This is a genomic window from Nitrobacter vulgaris (assembly GCF_031453995.1).
In the GTDB taxonomy this organism is placed as follows: domain Bacteria; phylum Pseudomonadota; class Alphaproteobacteria; order Rhizobiales; family Xanthobacteraceae; genus Nitrobacter; species Nitrobacter vulgaris.
The window spans coordinates 112,515-129,212 of record NZ_JAVDPZ010000005.1 but is presented as its reverse complement, the minus strand read 5'-3'; the positions used below and the strand labels follow the sequence as shown (position 1 = coordinate 129,212).

General features: G+C 56.9%; 15 protein-coding genes. 7 read left to right on the top strand and 8 right to left on the bottom strand.

The window, feature by feature from the left end:
• Window positions 1–3 precede the first annotated feature (3 nt).
• Window positions 4–2,682, top strand: coding sequence for a DNA ligase D (gene ligD / locus GGQ85_RS04715; RefSeq protein ID WP_309773576.1), 2,679 nt, complete (start codon window positions 4–6; stop codon window positions 2,680–2,682).
• A gap of 511 nt (window positions 2,683–3,193) precedes the next feature.
• On the opposite strand, the gene GGQ85_RS04710 is transcribed toward ligD, so the two are convergent.
• The 7 genes from GGQ85_RS04710 to GGQ85_RS04675 all read right to left on the bottom strand — a co-directional run bounded on the left by GGQ85_RS04710 (window position 3,194) and on the right by GGQ85_RS04675 (window position 8,864).
• Complete coding sequence (locus GGQ85_RS04710; protein WP_309773575.1) at window positions 3,194–3,466, bottom strand: hypothetical protein; 273 nt, start codon at window positions 3,464–3,466, stop codon at window positions 3,194–3,196.
• Window positions 3,467–3,675: 209 nt separating this feature from the next.
• Entirely contained in the window at window positions 3,676–4,530 is an 855-nt protein-coding gene (locus GGQ85_RS04705) for a PhnA-like protein (RefSeq protein WP_309773652.1), read from the bottom strand.
• An 823-nt stretch (window positions 4,531–5,353) separates the two neighbouring features.
• Complete coding sequence (locus tag GGQ85_RS04700) at window positions 5,354–5,500, bottom strand: hypothetical protein (RefSeq protein ID WP_309773574.1); 147 nt, start codon at window positions 5,498–5,500, stop codon at window positions 5,354–5,356.
• Window positions 5,501–5,958: 458 nt separating this feature from the next.
• A complete protein-coding gene (locus GGQ85_RS04690) occupies window positions 5,959–6,345 on the bottom strand; it encodes a DUF3597 domain-containing protein (protein ID WP_309773573.1) in 387 nt (128 codons plus the stop codon).
• A 38-nt stretch (window positions 6,346–6,383) separates the two neighbouring features.
• Complete coding sequence (locus GGQ85_RS04685; protein ID WP_309773572.1) at window positions 6,384–6,872, bottom strand: YciE/YciF ferroxidase family protein; 489 nt, start codon at window positions 6,870–6,872, stop codon at window positions 6,384–6,386.
• Between the two features lie 370 nt (window positions 6,873–7,242).
• A complete protein-coding gene (locus GGQ85_RS04680; protein WP_309773571.1) occupies window positions 7,243–8,442 on the bottom strand; it encodes an extracellular catalytic domain type 1 short-chain-length polyhydroxyalkanoate depolymerase in 1,200 nt (399 codons plus the stop codon).
• Between the two features lie 5 nt (window positions 8,443–8,447).
• Window positions 8,448–8,864: a ribbon-helix-helix domain-containing protein gene (locus tag GGQ85_RS04675; protein ID WP_309773570.1), complete on the bottom strand. Its 417-nt coding sequence runs from the start codon at window positions 8,862–8,864 to the stop codon at window positions 8,448–8,450.
• 174 nt (window positions 8,865–9,038) lie between these two features.
• Between GGQ85_RS04675 and GGQ85_RS04670 the strand changes: the two genes are divergently transcribed.
• On the top strand, window positions 9,039–11,144 hold the full coding sequence (locus tag GGQ85_RS04670) for an ATP-dependent helicase (protein ID WP_309773569.1): 2,106 nt from the start codon (window positions 9,039–9,041) through the stop codon (window positions 11,142–11,144).
• 12 nt (window positions 11,145–11,156) lie between these two features.
• Here the strand turns inward: GGQ85_RS04670 and GGQ85_RS04665 are convergent, their stop codons facing one another.
• On the bottom strand, window positions 11,157–11,744 hold the full coding sequence (locus GGQ85_RS04665) for a cupin (protein WP_309773568.1): 588 nt from the start codon (window positions 11,742–11,744) through the stop codon (window positions 11,157–11,159).
• Here GGQ85_RS04665 and GGQ85_RS04660 point away from each other — a divergent pair.
• The 5 genes from GGQ85_RS04660 to terL all read left to right on the top strand — a co-directional run bounded on the left by GGQ85_RS04660 (window position 11,743) and on the right by terL (window position 16,343).
• A complete protein-coding gene (locus GGQ85_RS04660; RefSeq protein WP_309773567.1) occupies window positions 11,743–11,892 on the top strand; it encodes a hypothetical protein in 150 nt (49 codons plus the stop codon). The genes GGQ85_RS04665 and GGQ85_RS04660 overlap by 2 nt on opposite strands.
• 760 nt (window positions 11,893–12,652) lie before the next feature.
• On the top strand, window positions 12,653–13,069 hold the full coding sequence (locus tag GGQ85_RS04655) for a hypothetical protein (RefSeq protein WP_309773566.1): 417 nt from the start codon (window positions 12,653–12,655) through the stop codon (window positions 13,067–13,069).
• 16 nt (window positions 13,070–13,085) lie between these two features.
• Window positions 13,086–14,471 carry a site-specific DNA-methyltransferase gene (locus GGQ85_RS04650; protein WP_510184772.1) on the top strand — a complete coding sequence of 462 codons (1,386 nt, stop codon included), beginning with the start codon at window positions 13,086–13,088 and terminating at the stop codon, window positions 14,469–14,471.
• On the top strand, window positions 14,468–14,953 hold the full coding sequence (locus GGQ85_RS04645) for a DUF5681 domain-containing protein (RefSeq protein WP_309773565.1): 486 nt from the start codon (window positions 14,468–14,470) through the stop codon (window positions 14,951–14,953). Before GGQ85_RS04650 ends, GGQ85_RS04645 begins: the two co-directional genes overlap by 4 nt.
• Complete coding sequence (terL, locus tag GGQ85_RS04640; RefSeq protein ID WP_309773564.1) at window positions 14,943–16,343, top strand: phage terminase large subunit; 1,401 nt, start codon at window positions 14,943–14,945, stop codon at window positions 16,341–16,343. Before GGQ85_RS04645 ends, terL begins: the two co-directional genes overlap by 11 nt.
• The last annotated feature ends 355 nt before the right edge of the window (window positions 16,344–16,698 follow it).

Genomic DNA, 16,698 nt, shown 5'->3' with positions numbered 1-16,698 from the left:
CCTATGGCCAAAAAGCTGCTGGCAAAATACCGCGCCAAGCGCGATTTTTCGAAGACGGCCGAACCGAGCGGAAGCGCCACGGTCAAGCCTTCAAATGGGCTTCGCTTCGTTATTCAGAAGCACGCAGCATCGCATCTCCATTACGATCTGAGGCTCGAACTCGATGGCGTCTTCAAATCGTGGGCGGTCACCAAAGGGCCTTCGCTGGATCCGCACGACAAGCGCCTCGCTGTTGAGGTCGAGGATCATCCCCTCGATTACGGCGACTTCGAAGGCACCATCCCGAAGGGCCAATACGGCGGCGGCACAGTCATGGTCTGGGATCGCGGCTATTGGCAATGCAACGACCCGAAGCAGGCATACCAGAAAGGCAAGTTGGACTTTACCCTGACCGGTTCAAAACTTCACGGCGGCTGGATCCTGGCTCGGATGCGGAAGCGAGAGGGAGAGCAGCGGACCAATTGGCTCCTGATCAAACATCGAGATGAATTTGCTCGGGAAGGGACGAAGAACAATATCTTGCAACAGGATACGTCGGTGGCCTCGAGCCGGTCGATGGAGCAAATCGCGACTGGCACAGGCAAACGTCCAAAGCCTTTTGTTGCGGCCATGAGATCAAGAGCGCCGGCAAAGGCCGAATGGAAATCGAACCGCGCTTCGGCTCAAGCATCTAAGTCACGAAAGAGGTCGAGTCCCGACACATCCCGGAACAAGAAAATTGGAACGAAGGGCAAGGGGAATGCTGACCGCAGCATGCCAACTTTCATCGCGCCTCAGTTATGCTCTTCGGTCGAGCGTCCTCCGACGGGTAGCGAATGGATCCACGAGATCAAGTTCGACGGCTACCGCATTCAAATGCGGGTCGAGGGGGGCGAGGTGTCCTTGAAGACCCGCAAAGGCTTAGATTGGACGCCAAAGTTCGCCGCAATTGCGAGGGCCGCGGAACAACTACCCGATTGCATCGTGGATGGAGAAATCGTTGCGCTCGACCATAGAGGCTCGCCTGATTTCGCGGGATTGCAGGCCGCCTTGTCGGATGGAAAGAGCGACGACCTCATTTTTTTCGCTTTCGATCTTCTGTTTTTGAAGGACGATGACCTCCGCCAACAGAGTCTTGCAGATCGCAAACTGAAGCTAAAGAAACTTATCGAGAAGACATACGGTCGCGATCCGGCGGAAATTCGATACGTCGAGCATTTCAAGAACGGTGGAGAGGCGGTGCTCAAGTCGGCTTGCCGAATGTCGCTCGAGGGTATCGTATCGAAGCAAGCTGCCGCCCGTTACGTATCTGGGCGAACCCACTCCTGGTCCAAAGCCAAATGTCGCGGAGGGCACGAAGTCGTCATCGGCGGCTGGAACAGTAACGGGAGCCAATTCAAATCCCTGATGGCCGGCGTATATCGAGGTGATCACCTCGTCTACGTGGGTAACGTCGGGACCGGCTACGGTGCCGACAAAGTTGCGCGACTGATGCCAAAACTCAAAGCTGCCGCTTCGCAGACAAACCCGTTCGGCGGCAAGAATGCGCCCCGCAAGAAGGCGGGAATGCATTGGTTGAAGCCCGAATTGGTCGCGGAAATCGAGTTCGCGGGATTCACCGGCGCGGGCATGATCCGGCAAGCGGCCTTCAAGGGTCTTCGCCAAGACAAGCCTGCAATGGAGGTTGAGGCCGAGACGCCGGCGCCAGCTGATAGCACCGGCGTCGCAAGACCTGTGCCGACGCAGCGGTCCAAACCCGCTACCAGCCCTTCCGCAGCTAATGGCGGCATCGTCATGGGTGTGCCTTTGAGCCGGCCGGATAAGGTCCTGTGGCCCGATGAGGGGCAAGGTCCGGTCACCAAGATCGACCTCGCTTTGTATTACGAGAGCGTCGGCGCCTGGATGATGGAGCATCTCAAGGGTCGTCCCTGCTCGATTATCAGGGCTCCGGACGGTATCGGTGGACAACGCTTCTTTCAGCGGCATTCGATGAAGGGCGGCTCCAGCCTACTTGAGGAGGTCACGGTCTCCGGCGATCGAAAGCCCTATGTGCAGATCGATCGTATCGAGGGTTTGGCCGCCGTAGCGCAGAGTGCGGGTGTCGAGCTGCATCCTTGGAACAACCAGCCCGGCGACCCTACCCTTCCCGGACGGTTAGTCTTCGATCTTGATCCCGCGCCGGACGTGGACTTCGGGGTCGTGATAGACGCCGCAAAGGAAATGCGCGACCGCCTGTCCGAGCTTGGCCTGGTCTCGTTCTGTAAGACCACCGGTGGCAAAGGCCTGCACGTCGTTACCCCGCTCGCGCGCCCGAAAAGAGGACAACAGCTGGACTGGGCCACAGCGAAGCAGTTCGCCCGCGACGTTTGCAGCCGGATGGCTCGCGAAAGTCCGGAGCGATATCTCATCAACATGAGTAAGTCGAAACGAGTGGGAAAGATATTTCTCGACTATTTGCGGAATGATCAGTTCTCAACCGCGGTGGCGCCTCACTCTCCCAGGGGGCGCGCGCATGCACCGGTGTCGATGCCGATCACGTGGGTTCAAGTCAAACACGGCCTTGACCCCATGCAATACACCATCCGTACCGTGCCCCAGCTTCTCAAGAAGTCGAAGGCGTGGGTCGATTACTGCGAAGGTGAACGCCCGCTTTCGGAAGCGATTGCTAGACTGGCAAGACTGTCGACGAAGTTGGCAGCTTGATGCTTTCCTCGTTAAGCAACGAGCGCCTGTTCGAACCGCTCCTTAGGGCTCCACGCTACCATTCTCTCTCGAGATGAATGGAAGGGAGCTGTCCGCGGAAGACTGCCGTCCATGTTAAGGTCGTTCTGAAGACCTACATCGGCAACCATCGGCTGCATTCGGAAACGAAGATGCTGAACTACGGGTACGACACGCAATCAGGAGCCAGACCGTCGAGAACGGAATGGATTTCTTCCCTTGGTGACCAGGCTTCGCGAGCAGCCGAGGGAAAGTGGGGAGTCTCGGTTTAATCTCCTATTCGCGGTTCACAACCACACCAACAGCGAAAATCATCGAGGACAGGCACTTCATTACGTGTGCACCGAAAAGTGCGCTGTTATCATTCGACATGCCAGCGACCAGGATTCTCGATTCCATAATCCGGCTCTCGATCGGCATCGGACGGTCTCATGGCGGGTGTCGCTCAAGATCTGGACCCAACAATCGCGACGTGATTCATTCGAATTATCGATCAAAGAATGGTCGTGACCTCATAAGCCAAGACGGCCGCGCCGAGACATCGGCGCCAGGGGTTCACCCCGCGGACGATCTCATCGATTGCCCAAAAAATGAGACCGCCCTTGAAGACAATTTCCAAAGCAGAGTGTGGGCCGCCGGGTTTAGGCCAGAACCAGAGCAGTACGCCCGCTGCGATGACTACCCACAGGGCAAGATTGGGCGCCTGGACGATCGTGATCTCGCCCGTTTCGCGATTTCGGAAGAACCACACCAAGAACTTGCGCATTATTGTAGTCGCTTCCCCGCGGACAGCGATGGTTCTCTCGCAGCAATTTCAACGCACGTTCTGGAAAAACATGCGATTAAGTATCAATAGATTACAAACCTCTTTAGAATGCTAGGGGTTTTCGCAGATGCAGTGCCGTGGGTGGGAGAAGGCGGTATCTCACACCTCGCACGACGGTAGCGGGACTTCGTTGTTCGGCACAACGACATCTAAGCAGTAGGAGCGAATCGGGCTTCAGTCACGGTCCGATTGACTGCGCTCGCCTTGCCGGACACAAATGCCGCGAGGGCCCCAAGCATTAGGGCGAGTGCACCGAATAGAGCTCCGCGCGATACCGCTTTGGCGGTTGCATCCGCGGCTTGCTTGGCCTGCAACTTCGCCTTCGCCACAGTGTCCTTGTACTGCTGCTGATACTGATCAACTTGCGATCGTGCTTGATCGACCGGAATATCCTGGGCTTTTGCAAGGGCTTCAACAGCCTTGTCAGTGGCAGCGGCTTGCTCAGCAAGATCACCAGAAAGTGCGGCACGTATTGAGGAAGCTGCCGCGTCACGGAGTGCAGCAGGATCCTGACCACCAGATGCGCTTCGAACCTGGTTCTCGATCCTCGCCATTGGATCGTTCATATTGTTCAATGATGGAGCAGCCGTCTGCAAGGCCGTTTGGACCGAACTGCCCATCGCATTTCCCGCTCCGCTTAAAGCATTCGACACAGTGCTAAGCGAGCCACCAACCAGGCTACTGGTTGCTGACGATACCAGGTAAACCAGTACAAGCGTCGATAGAGCCCAGGAAGCCAGGCCATGATATGCCGTAGTGGATGACGACGGCTTTCCAGACAGCCGGCCAGCCAGGTAGCCACCGATACCGGCCGCGATGATTCCAGAGATGATCCACCACAGACCTGCCCCAAGCGACAACGAACTGGCGCTAGGACTGTCGCCCGCGACTGCATCGACAGTGGATAGCCCGATGCCGAGGCCAACCATGTTGAGAATCACCTGAACCACAAGCCCCAGTATGGAGCCGGCTATGACCGCTCCCCACGACACTTGGTTCAACACAACAGTTCGGACATCGTCAGTTGCCGACGTTGAGCTCAACTGTGGTGGATTGCGATCAGGTACGACAGTCTCAAAACTAGATGAGCGTGTGGGTGACATGATATGATCTCTCTCTCGATCCCAAGGCCGCCGAGACGACAGCAAAGAGGGTCTTCGATGCTGGAGGCGATGTACGCGTGAGGCCGGACGCCGCAGCGCTTGGCTGTTGAAGAGCTGAGCAATCCGTTCGTTCCTAAGATTTATGGAGGTGCCGTCTAGCGTCTTAGCGCTTTAATCGGAACAGGATCGTAAACAAAAGGTCCCCGTAGTCTTACATGCGTCGAATGCGGCTCGTTTCGATATGAGAAGCTGGCCGGCGATTTGCGTCGAGATCTCCCGAAGACATGGATCTTTGTAGTGCGTGCCACCGGCTGCTAACAGACACCTCAGTCGTGCGGAAAACCTTAGCGATAACGGGAATCGGCTTTGTGGGAAAGCTTCCGGTCATCATCGGTCGTCCATTGTCTTGCCATGGCTGAAATGCCTATCGTTTAAGCGAGACGCCCCCGATCTTTCGGGAGCGTCTTTCGCGTTACCTCGGGCTGGAGGGGCTGACGTACCGGTTCCCGTTTGGCCCGGTGAGCGTGTGGATCCCGAGCCTTGGTCACCCAGCGGCTGACCGAGTCGTCCAGGTGCGCTGTCGGTCGAACTGCCGGGAGTATTGGTGCTTCCCATACCACCGGTGTTCATACCGCCGGTGCCTGCGCCGCCAGTGGCGGCGCCACTAGTCATGCCGCCTGTACCGGCCGATCCTCCGCCCGTGCCAGCATTCCCGCCGGCACCGCTACCACCTTGCACCGCCTGCTCCAGCACTTCCGCCCCCGGCGCCACCTGCCCCACCGCCACCTCCGCCGGCCTGCGCAAACGAAACTTGAGCGGTACCAAGAGCCAGCGTGCATGCCAGCGCCGTCATTACGATCATCTTCTTCATGGTTTTCTCCCTGACTGCGATCTCGCGGAGTCAAAGTTATGCCGACCGGCTCCGTTCCAAAATTATCGACATCTGTTGGTCGACTGTCCGACCCGATCATTGGTTACGCCCTCGATCACCCAGTTGGCGGCTGACGGCGGGGATTGCCGCTGAGTCCTCGCCTCGCAGCAATTGCCGATGCGCTCGCAAAGGTGCTTTTGAATATCAAGCTCATGTTGCACATTGAGAGGGTGCTGGCCGAGGAACTCGATCTCGAAATGCCTCGAAAGCGGCAGTGCGCTTACAAATACAAGCGACAAATCCATATCCGTGCACTGTTTCAGCGATGCCATACACAATAACCGTGATGCCCAATGCGACAAATCCATCGCCTGTCTTGGAAAGCTTGGCTCGGTTTGGCATCCGAAATACCAGCCAGCCGAGGGCGTGCAACGCAAGCAACCATCGCGCCTGGGCCGTTAGGGCCTCATGTCGGGCGGCAACGTACCGCCGTTGGCTGCAAGTTGAGCTATCATCTGCTTGTGAAGCCAGACGTTCATCGCGGCTGAATCGTTCATGTCGCCCGAGTAACCGAGGTCCTTCGCTAGCTCCTTGCGAGCAGCCAAGCTGGAGTCGACGTCGAGAGCCTTCATGAGATCAACGATCGAAGTCCGCCACGCCAGCTTTTCTTTCTTCTTGGCAACGGCTTTATCGAGAATGGCTACAACGTCAACATTGCCGCCGGCGGCCGCTTCATTTGACGTGGAAGTGGCATGGCGTCCGCCTGCCTCGGGATTTGATGCCGGTGTCGCAGCTTCGGCGTGGCTGCCGAAGATAGCGCCCATGATCTTTCCAAGAATGCTCATCGTGACGCTCCAGTTAGGACCAAACCTTGCATGATGCATCATCCAGCATCGGCGTTGATCGCTGTATCTGCAATCTTGGTCAAGGCGTCGTCGGTCTTCTTCTCTTCAGTAAGCGTCTGATCAAGCAAATTGGCGGCGTCTTTCATCCCAAGCTTGGTTGCCCAGCTCTTCAATGTGCCGTACCGCGAAATTTCATAATGCTCGACTGCCTGCGCTGCAGCGAGAAGGCCAGCGTCCAGGGCGGGCTCGCCTTCGTACTCCTCCATGATTTCTTTTCCTTCGTCCAGGATGCCCTCAATCGCATCACACTTTTTGCCTCGCGCGGGTTTGCCGACAAGTTCGAAAACCTGTTCAAGGCGTTCGATCTGTCCTTCTGTTTCGCCGTGGTGTTTTTCGAATGCGGCCCTCAGTTGCTCGGACGCTGCAGCTTTGGCCATCTTCGGCAGAGATTTATAGATTTGCTTTTCAGCGTAATAGATGTCCTTCAAAGTATCGAGAAAAAGCGCATTTAAATCTTTAGTTGGCATGGCGGTTATCCTTGACAATCTCAGTTAGGGGCGGGGCGGCCGGATGGATTGTGGAGGCAAGGTATGCCATCCAACATCCCATAATGTTATGATCCGCCTGAAGTTCCTATTCGGGCCGCCTGGCCTGCTTCCGCGTCGGGATATCGCGCGTTGAGGGTTTGCGGTGCTTCTCCCTCTAAATTTCAAGCTTACGGTGCGAGACGGCTCAGAGGCTCAAAGCGATCGCGTGTTGCGTCCGCCGCCGGTGGTTGAACCGCAGACAATAACCGCCGGACCGCGTTTCAGTGAGCCTCGCCATCATTTCGCCTCGCGTCACCCGGAAGGATCGCCGGCAGTTGGTGCCTAAAACGCCTGTAGCAATTGAGGCGACTTATTTCGCTGGGAGCGAATGTTCGAAGAAAAAACGAAGCATTTCTCGAGTAGCGTCCGGTCCACCAGGATCGGTGTAGGAGCCCGCAGGGCTGCCTCCTGACCATGCATGTCCGGCACCGTGGATATTCCAGTGCTCCAACATTTTGCGTCCGCTCGCGTCGCTCAAGACCGTCCGGGTATAGGCATGTCCTCCGGGCACTTGGCCGCGATGCACATACTTTTGCGAGGCCATCGTGTTCGCCGACTGCTCGAGAATCTGAGCGCCGTTGTTTGGATGCACGGTGGTGTCGCGATCACCATGAAAGACAATGGTAGGAATAGGTTGCCGGTTACCCAAGATTACCTTGTGATCGCGCGGGTCACCTTGTTTCATAGCGGCAAGCGCTGACGGAAGGTCCGAGGCAACTCCGCATGCGAGGCCAGAATGAATGCCGATGGCCGCGTACAAATCGCTATATGTTGCGCCCATAACGGCTGCAGCCGCGGCTCCGGCCGACAACCCGCCAACGTAGACGCGCTTGCGATCGACCAGATAGCTTTCCATGACTTGACGAGTGATACCCGCGATAAGCGAGGGTTCACCTCGGCCTCGCTGTTGATCGGCAATGCGAAACCAGTTCCAGCATTTCGCCTGGTTTGCTCGGGTGGGCTGAGCGGGATAGACTACGAAGCAGTTATGTTCCTCCGCGATAAAGTTCATCCGCGTGCCTGCTGCGAAATCGTCCGGCGACTGGGTGCAGCCGTGAAGCATGACGACTAAGGGAAGCGGCCGCTCTTGGTAACCGCTCGGGATGAAAAGTTTGTAGGCGCGGCTTCCCTCGGGACTGCTGTACGTACCTTCGATGAACCGGGTGCCATCTGGCGCGATGTCCTGTGGGGACGGCGCGCGCTTCATGAAACCTTTCAGACCGACCCCGGGGTGCCCGTTTGCGCGATCCAATAACGCCCGGAGCACGTGCGGTTGAGCGGTAGCTGGCTTTAATGGCTGAGGACGATCTATCTCTTCGACGGTTTTAGCTTTCGCATCGATGGTGAGCGGTTCGCCACCGGGAGCAAGAGCTATGCGATCTTCGGGACGCGATGATGCGTCGGTCACCCTTTCGCCGCGAAGCATGCGCTGAAGGAGCGTGGTCGCCTCAATCAGCTGGCCTGCGCGCGTGAGGCGCGCCGCCTCCCGAATGACGTCCGGTCTCAACATCGCTTTCACCTTGTTCTGTCGGAAAGAGCGGCTTTGACCGCTGCGCTAGCGTGCAATGCACCCAGCACGGAAACGGAAGCTATGGTCGCACGAGCAAGCTCAGGTGTGACGTCTTGCGAAATGCTGGCAAGGCCCAAAACGTTGATGTGCAGCATCTCGCCACTTCGCCGCACCGCTTCCAGGTCTTCGCGGCTGTAGTTTCGCAGCCCGAGGTCCAAGCTTTTTCGGGCCGTTGATTGCTTTACAAACTCGGCATGACGTTCGAGCTGGTTGCGGATCGCACTCCGGATGAAATCGGAGCGGTTGGAGTAAAATCCCTCCGCAACCATGAGATCGATGTGGCCAAGATCGACATAGCCAAGATTGATCGTAATTTTTTCTGTATCGGGCGCTTTGGATCGCAGTTGAATACCAACGGACATGTGCGTTCTGCCGTTCACCATCTCTATGGATGGCATATGGATGGCTTCTGCCGCCTTTCAAGGTTTTGTTTCGATCTGCCGTCACCAACGTCAACCAGCCCAGGAAAAGCGAACCAGATCGACAACTGAGATTGTTCATGATTTGTACTGTATCCAGGATTGAGGCAAATCGAAATGCTGAAGCAGGTTAAAACAAGTTGCCAACATCACGCCGGGGATACCGGCTATCTGGCTGGGTTGAATCCGCAGCAACGGCGCGCGGTCGAGCATGGATGCCTTGACCTAAATGAGGCCCCGCCCCTCCTGATCATTGCCGGCGCCGGCTCCGGCAAGACCAACACGCTGGCGCATCGCGTCGCGCACCTGGTTGTTTCAGGCGCTGATCCGCGCCGGATCATGCTGCTGACTTTCTCGCGGCGCGCCGCGATTGAGATGCAGCGCCGGGTGGACCGGATCATGACGAAAGCGCTTGGGCCCAACGCCGGCGCGATGTCTGATGCGTTGGCCTGGTCGGGAACGTTTCACGCGATGGGCGCGCGGCTGCTGCGCGAATACGCGTCCGACATTGGACTAGACGCGGCCTTTACGATCCATGATCGTGAAGACTCCGCCGACTTGATGAACCTGGTGCGGCACGACCTCGGCTTCTCGAAAATGGAGAAGCGCTTCCCGATGAAGGATACGTGTCTGGCGATCTATTCGCGTGCCGTGAACGCGGAACAGCCGCTTGGTGAGGTTCTCGGTGGTATCTTTCCTTGGTGCGCCGAATGGGAGGCCGAGCTGCAAAGGCTGTTCGGCTCCTATGTCGCGGCCAAGCAAAATCAGAACGTGCTCGATTACGATGATCTGCTGCTCTACTGGGCGCAGATGATGATGACGCCGGCGCTGGCCGACGATCTCTCCGATCGCTTTGATCACCTCTTGATCGATGAATACCAAGACACGAACAAACTTCAGGCCTCTATTCTGCTCAATTTCAAGCCGACCGGCCGCGGCCTCACGGTCGTTGGAGACGACGCCCAGTCGATCTATTCGTTTCGTGCCGCGACGGTGCGCAACATTCTCGATTTCCCCGGTCACTTCACGCCGAAGGCCGAGCTGATCACGCTCGAGCAGAATTATCGCTCAACCCAGCCGATCCTCGAAGCCGCCAACGCGGTGATTGATCTCGCCTCGGAACGCTTCACCAAGAACCTCTGGTCCGATCGCGCATCGTCCGACCTGCCCGCGCTCGTCAACGTCACTGATGACCATGCGCAGGCCGGTTACATCGTCGAAGCCATCCTCGCCAATCGTGAAGCCGGTCAACGACTCAAGTCGCAGGCAGTCCTGTTCCGCACCTCGAGCCACAGCGCGACACTCGAAGTCGAGCTCACGCGCCGCAACATCCCATTCGTGAAATTCGGCGGCCTTAAGTTCCTGGAGGCGGCGCATATCAAGGACGTGCTCGCCGTGCTGCGCTGGGCGCATAATCTGCGTGACCGCGTCGCCGGGTTTCGGGTGGCGCAGCTTCTGCCCGGCATCGGACCGAGCACGGCCGCGAAACTTCTCGACGGCATCGCCGAGAGTGGTAGCGCAATGTCGGGCATGGAGGGTTTCCGTCCCCCGGCTGCGGCGGTCGCGCACTGGCAGGATTTCGTCGAGACGATGAGCACGCTACATCTCGGCGCGGCCGGATGGCCCTCCGAGCTCGATCTCGCCTGCCACTGGTATCTGCCGTTCATGGAGCAACGCTACGAGGACGCGCTACAACGGCAGGCTGATCTGACCCAGCTTGCGCAAATCGCAGCGAGCTATCCGACCCGCGAACGCTTCCTGACAGAGCTGACGCTCGACCCGCCTGACGCCACCAGCGACCAGGCTGGTCCGCCGCTGCTGGATGAGGACTATCTGATCCTCTCGACCATTCACTCCGCCAAAGGTCAGGAATGGTCCTCGGTGTTCGTGCTCAACGTCGTGGACGGATGCATTCCATCCGACCTCGGCGTCGGCTCGACGCCGGAGATTGAAGAAGAGCGGCGGCTGCTCTATGTGGCGATGACCCGCGCCAAGGATCAGCTCCATCTCATGGTCCCGCAGCGGTTCTTCACGCACGGCCAGCGCCGCCTCGGCGACCGGCACGTCTATGCGCAGCGCACGCGCTTCATACCGAATGCGATGACCAAGCATTTCCAGAACCGTTACTGGCCGCGACCGCAAGCGGCTTCCGCTGCAACGCGATCGACGCGCGCGCCGATCGACATGAAGGCGCGGATGCGGGGCATGTGGGGAGGCAGTTAGAGACGAAACCGCCTACCAGAGCGGATGCTGGCTTCCATAGAGTGGATGCTGCTTCGGCACGCCTACCCGGCCAATGGCCTTGATCGCCTGGTCGCGCTCCTGAAAGCTGCCGCGGCATTCATTGTAAGTGCCGGTCGGCGGATAGGCGCCGACCACCAGGAACGTTGCACTCGCTTTCAAACATTCATGGCCAACACCGGCCGGAACGACGATGACATCGCCGGCGGCAACCTTCACCGTCTTGCCCTTGTTGCCGCCAAGCTGCAGCGTGGCGAAGCCCCGAGCGATCCCCAGCACCTCGTGGATCATCGAGTGATAGTGGACGTAATCATAAATCCCGTTGCGCCAGGCATCGCCCCAGCCGTTGACGTTAAAGACCTTCTCCAGGACAGCGCCGGGATCGTGCTTGCGCCCGAACCGAAGGACTTTCCGGTAGTGAAGCAGCGGAAACTTAGGGTTGTTTGGAATATAGCCGTCGTCCCGGAATTTCATGCGCGAGGGGCGGACGTTCCGCACGCAGGCGAGCGCCTCCTCCCGGCTCGGGATGCCGATGCCGGTCGCCCTTTCGGCCAACCGCTTGACGGGTTCGATGATGTCCATGCCGTTGCTCAACGCGCAAAACGACGCAGAGTTGCGCGTGCAGGCGATGACCACTTATTTTGAGTACAACACGACTTCCTGCGTTGAACATGGAAAACTGGCGACAGCCATCTATGCGCGTCGAGGAGGCTCAACTTTATATGGCTAGCTCGGACTGCTTCTCGCAGCGTTTTTGCTGGGTGCGGCGTCCTACATCAATTTCGCGGAATACCACGAACAGCTGCCACTCGACGATCGCAGCAGACTCCGCAAATGGAAGTCTTCACGTTTCACGACAAGCAAGCCTCGCTGCCATTTATGAGGACCGGATTGTGAGGGGTGGCCGCGGCTGACCGGGTCTGCATTTGATCTGGCGAACTGCCCCCTTACGCTGTGTGGAACGATGGTTGCCGATCAATCGCGGCCTGAAAACGATCAAGCGACGCCGGAATCGGCACCTTCGTTCCATAACGTCCAGCTCCAGCGATTGTTGTCCCGCTTCTTGGTGTCAGCTTCTGCCGCCGTTGAATGCTGATGCTGTCGATCAGGAGACTGCTCTAACAGGAAGCGCTATCGGACATTACGAAATGTGCTCGCACGCCGCCTGGTGCGTCCGATGTCGTCGATCGCACGCCCAAGCTTTCGATTTCCACGGTCGAATAAACTTGCAAATTGATGTTTCAATTGATTGACTCAAAATAGAAACCTGATACTAGGTTAGTATGTTTTTTAAGCGTAACCAAGTTGAAGAGGCGATTTCGCGAACGATTGAGGAGCAATCACCTGAACCTAGCCAGACATTAAAGACCCAGATTAAGCGCCTTCTCGACCTAGATCGAAGTCTAAGACGCTCAGTGGGATCTCGCGATCCCGATCGGTCGAGATTTGCGTTCTTTGACAGCATACCTCCGGGGCGAGGAGCCGAGGTCATGTTTTCGGAAATCAACGCTTTCGCTCTACTCGTCGGGATTGGGATGCTGAAACACGGCTGGCCGCAAAGTTTCGTGGTATCACACCTACGTCAAGCCCATGAAGAACTCGCTTCCCGGCATAGGGCTATTCTTTCGGTTACCCCTCGACCTCCTAAACAGGGTGTGGGAGAGCCAGGAGAGATGGCTTTCTCCTATCCCAATTCACCATTTTTGCTCGTTGTGTCCGACAAAAAAACTGGTCATCCCGACAAGGGGTCATATGTCATGTTTTTTGACGATCATGAAGCCGCGTTCCGGTTTCAGATGAAAGAGGTCGGACGATCCTGCTCTTGGTTTGCATTAGAAGGCATCGCGAGAGCGCTTCACGAGCATCTCATTCGTTCGCTTCCGAAACCGCGTGGCCGCAGCACTTAATTAATGGAGATTTCCGATGTCGATTTGCAAATTTGAAGCTTCATTAAACACTACAAACGGGACGCTACCAAGCTCACTTAAAAAAAGCTGGAATGATCGCGTTCAACTCATCAAGACAACGAATTTAAAGCCCTCACCTCACAATTCCCGCACTCATTCGAAGAAGCAAATCGAACAAATTGCAAATAGCATTTCGCGATTTGGTTGGACGTACCCAATATTGGCTGACGAGAACCTTGTAACTCTGGCGGGACATGGACGCCTTCTTGCGGCTCGGCAACTCGGCTTAAAGAAGATACCTGTGATTGTTCTCGGTGGCCTCAGCGACATCGAAAAGCGCGCGTTGATGTTGGCGGACAACAAGATAGCTGCCAATGCAGGCTGGGATCGCAAAATCCTTGCTAAGGAGCTTGGCGAGCTCTCCGATCTTCTTCCCGATATCAATCTGGATATTGAGATAACCGGATTTTCGGCGGCCGAGATCGAACCCCTACTCGTCGATTTGGTCGATGCCGAATGCGATCCAGCCGATGACGCTCCCGCTTTGGCTAAAGAAGCCGTCACGCTCAGGGGCGACATTTGGCTACTCGGCGACCACCGCCTCATTTGCGCGGATGCCTGTAGTCGCAAGGCATACCGAGCGCTTATGAAGGGATGTCTAGCTTCCGTGGCGATACCCGATCAACCCTACAACGATTCGATAGCCAAGATTGTCGGTCGAGGGAAGACAAAGCACCGAGAATTCGCCCATGCCTCTGGTGAGCTCTCACCCGAGCAATTTGTCAGCTTCCAACAAAAATGGATGGAGTTGTGCTCCGAGTTTTCCAAGCCTGGCTCAATCCATTTCGTGTTCATCGATTGGCGCCATCTCACCGAAGCTCTGACGGCGGGGCAAGCGATCTACAGTGAGCTGAAGAATGTCGTTGTTTGGTGCAAGACCAATGCCGGACAAGGCAGTTTCTATCGCTCGCAACATGAGCTCATTCTTGTTTTTAAGAATGGTGACGCTCCGCACCAGAATAATATCGAATTGGGCCGTCACGGTCGCAATCGTTCGAATGTCTGGACCTATGCCGGTGTCAATACCTTCCGCGCCGGACGGATGGACGATCTGTCGGTCCATCCAACCGTCAAACCGGTCGCAATGGTGGTGGATGCGATCAAGGATTGTTCGCGCCGCGGCGACATTGTCCTCGATCCCTTCATGGGGTCGGGAACGACAATTCTTGCTGCTGAACGGGTTGACCGACGCGCGTTCGGCATCGAGATCGATCCGCTCTATGTCGACGTGGCGGTCCGTCGCTGGCAGCAGTTTACCGGGCGAGATGCAATCCTCGAAACCAGCGGCTTAACCTTTCAGGAGACAGAGGCCGAACGATCCGCCGATGGAGGAGGCAGATGAGCAAGTGCGGGAGCAACGACCGTAAACGGCACACGTCTCCAACCAAGCGTATTTCACAGAAGCGTGCTTGCATCCTGCGCAAGGCGAAGAATCCAGAGGTCGGTTATTGCAGACCACCGGTCGAAAGCCAGTTCAAGCCTGGTCAGAGTGGCAACCCAAAAGGCCGGCCAAAAGGGCGCAAGAGCGAAGCGAAGATGCTCGATGAGCTTCTCTATCGCAAAGTGCTTGTAAGGGGGCCACAGGGCCCGCGAAAGATTACCGTTTTCGAGGCAATCCTAAACGGCGTCGCTCAGGATTCTATCAAGGGAAATACAAAAGCTGCGGCATTTCTGTTCGGTCGCCACGCGACGGTAGCCGAAGGAGGCCACGATGCGCCGGAAGTCAAAGCAGACGACCAGGCCTTTTTGGACGAGTACCTACGGGACTACTTGGCACAGCATGGAGACATCTACACCAAGGGGAACAAGAAGCATGAAAAATGAGATCGACCTTCTCAATGCAATCCTGCGAAACGACTTTGCTGGCTTCGTGCGTCGTTCGTTTCGAACATTGAACCCAGGATCCACCTTTGTTCCGAACTACCACATCAACGCGATCGCTTATCAGCTCGAACGGATCCGGCGCGGAGAGATCAATCGTCTGATCATCAACCTGCCACCTCGCTACCTCAAATCGATCGTTACGTCGGTGGCTTTTCCCGCCTTTCTTTTGGGCCAAGACCCAAAGCGGCGGATCATTTGCTTAAGTTATGGGGCCGAACTGGCCGCAAAGCATGCGGCCGATTGCCGGGCAATCATAATGTCGGACTGGTATCACAGAGCGTTCCCGCAAATGATCGTCTCGCGGACGGCTGACTCCAACATCTATACCTCTAAGCACGGCTTTCGCAAAACCAGCTCGGTCGGAGGCGCCCTCACCGGTTTGGGAGGTGACCTGTTTATCATCGATGATCCTCAGAAGCCTGTGGATGCCCAATCTCAGCCTTTACGAGATCAAATGAACCAGTGGTTCACCAATACGCTCCTATCTCGCCTGGATAATAAGGAGAAGAGCGCCATCATTGTCGTCATGCAGCGCGTCCATCTTGGCGACCTCACCGGTTATCTCACCGAAACCTCCGATAGATGGATGGTTCTGAGTCTCCCGGCCATCGCCGAAGTCGACGAGCGCATTCAAATCGGTGATTCAAAGTTCTACGACCGCCGCGCGGGTGAAGCGCTGCACGAGAGTTATGAATCGTTGGCCACTTTGGAGAAGCTTCGTCGGGAAATGGGGACGGAGGCGTTCAATGCGCAGGAGCAACAAGCCCCGGTTCCGCCGGGCGGGGCAATGATCCAGCGGCGATGGCTTCGTTATTACGACACTCCACCCGATCGCTCGAATGGCGCACGGATTATTCAGAGCTGGGATTGCGCGGGCAAGGAAGGCGCGCAGAATAGCTGGTCGGTTTGCACAACGTGGCTCCATGATCGGGACAACTACTATCTGTTGGATGTGGTACGAGGTCGTTTCGATTATCCGAAGCTGCGCCAGACGGCGCTCGCCGTAGCCGAGAGGTATGATCCGACGGTAGTTCTTATCGAGGATGCGTCTGCTGGCATCGCGCTCGCTCAGGAGCTTCGAGATGCCGGCCACTTCCGTGTTCAATCGATCCCGGTAGATCGCGACAAGGTCACGCGCTTGTACGTACAGGCGGCCAAGTTTGAAGCCGGACGCGTTTACTTCCCAAAGCACGCACCCTTCCTGGCTGAGCTCGAGGCAGAGTTGCTGACGTTTCCGCAAGGAAAGCACGATGATCAGGTCGACAGCATAACGCAGGCGCTAGCGTTCGATAATTACGGGTATGATGAGTCGCTTTCCTGGGTCGGGTAATAAACCCAGGCGCATTGATGCCGACCGGTGCGTCGCGGACCATGGGGATCATATCCTGATCTATGGGCCCGCCAAGCGTTGCGACACCTTAGCGAAGCCGCGCCTTGTCCGGCCCTGGATCACATCGTGATCCAATGTCGATGATCTTCGTCATAAGATTATCCAGCTTCCGCTCGACATTGCGACATAGCGGAGCATCTGTGTGGACCACGACCGCGACGACCTGGCAGTTTGGCTTTGCTTGCTGATTTTTTCCAGCCGAGAGCTAGGCCGATTCAGGCCCCTGCCGCCACAGCGCGGGAGTCGAACTTGATGGATATCGAGCAGCCAATCTTAGAGGCTAAGCAGCTCCATG

Coding starts and splice junctions, on each gene's coding strand:
- ligD (WP_309773576.1), top strand. CDS start 4: ATGGCCAAAAAGCTGCTGGCAAAATACCGCGCCAAGCGCGATTTTTCG.
- GGQ85_RS04710 (WP_309773575.1), bottom strand. CDS start 3,466: ATGCGCAAGTTCTTGGTGTGGTTCTTCCGAAATCGCGAAACGGGCGAG.
- GGQ85_RS04700 (WP_309773574.1), bottom strand. CDS start 5,500: ATGAAGAAGATGATCGTAATGACGGCGCTGGCATGCACGCTGGCTCTT.
- GGQ85_RS04690 (WP_309773573.1), bottom strand. CDS start 6,345: ATGAGCATTCTTGGAAAGATCATGGGCGCTATCTTCGGCAGCCACGCC.
- GGQ85_RS04685 (WP_309773572.1), bottom strand. CDS start 6,872: ATGCCAACTAAAGATTTAAATGCGCTTTTTCTCGATACTTTGAAGGAC.
- GGQ85_RS04680 (WP_309773571.1), bottom strand. CDS start 8,442: ATGTTGAGACCGGACGTCATTCGGGAGGCGGCGCGCCTCACGCGCGCA.
- GGQ85_RS04675 (WP_309773570.1), bottom strand. CDS start 8,864: ATGTCCGTTGGTATTCAACTGCGATCCAAAGCGCCCGATACAGAAAAA.
- GGQ85_RS04670 (WP_309773569.1), top strand. CDS start 9,039: ATGCTGAAGCAGGTTAAAACAAGTTGCCAACATCACGCCGGGGATACC.
- GGQ85_RS04660 (WP_309773567.1), top strand. CDS start 11,743: ATGCCGTTGCTCAACGCGCAAAACGACGCAGAGTTGCGCGTGCAGGCG.
- GGQ85_RS04665 (WP_309773568.1), bottom strand. CDS start 11,744: ATGGACATCATCGAACCCGTCAAGCGGTTGGCCGAAAGGGCGACCGGC.
- GGQ85_RS04655 (WP_309773566.1), top strand. CDS start 12,653: ATGTTTTCGGAAATCAACGCTTTCGCTCTACTCGTCGGGATTGGGATG.
- GGQ85_RS04650 (WP_510184772.1), top strand. CDS start 13,086: ATGTCGATTTGCAAATTTGAAGCTTCATTAAACACTACAAACGGGACG.
- GGQ85_RS04645 (WP_309773565.1), top strand. CDS start 14,468: ATGAGCAAGTGCGGGAGCAACGACCGTAAACGGCACACGTCTCCAACC.
- terL (WP_309773564.1), top strand. CDS start 14,943: ATGAAAAATGAGATCGACCTTCTCAATGCAATCCTGCGAAACGACTTT.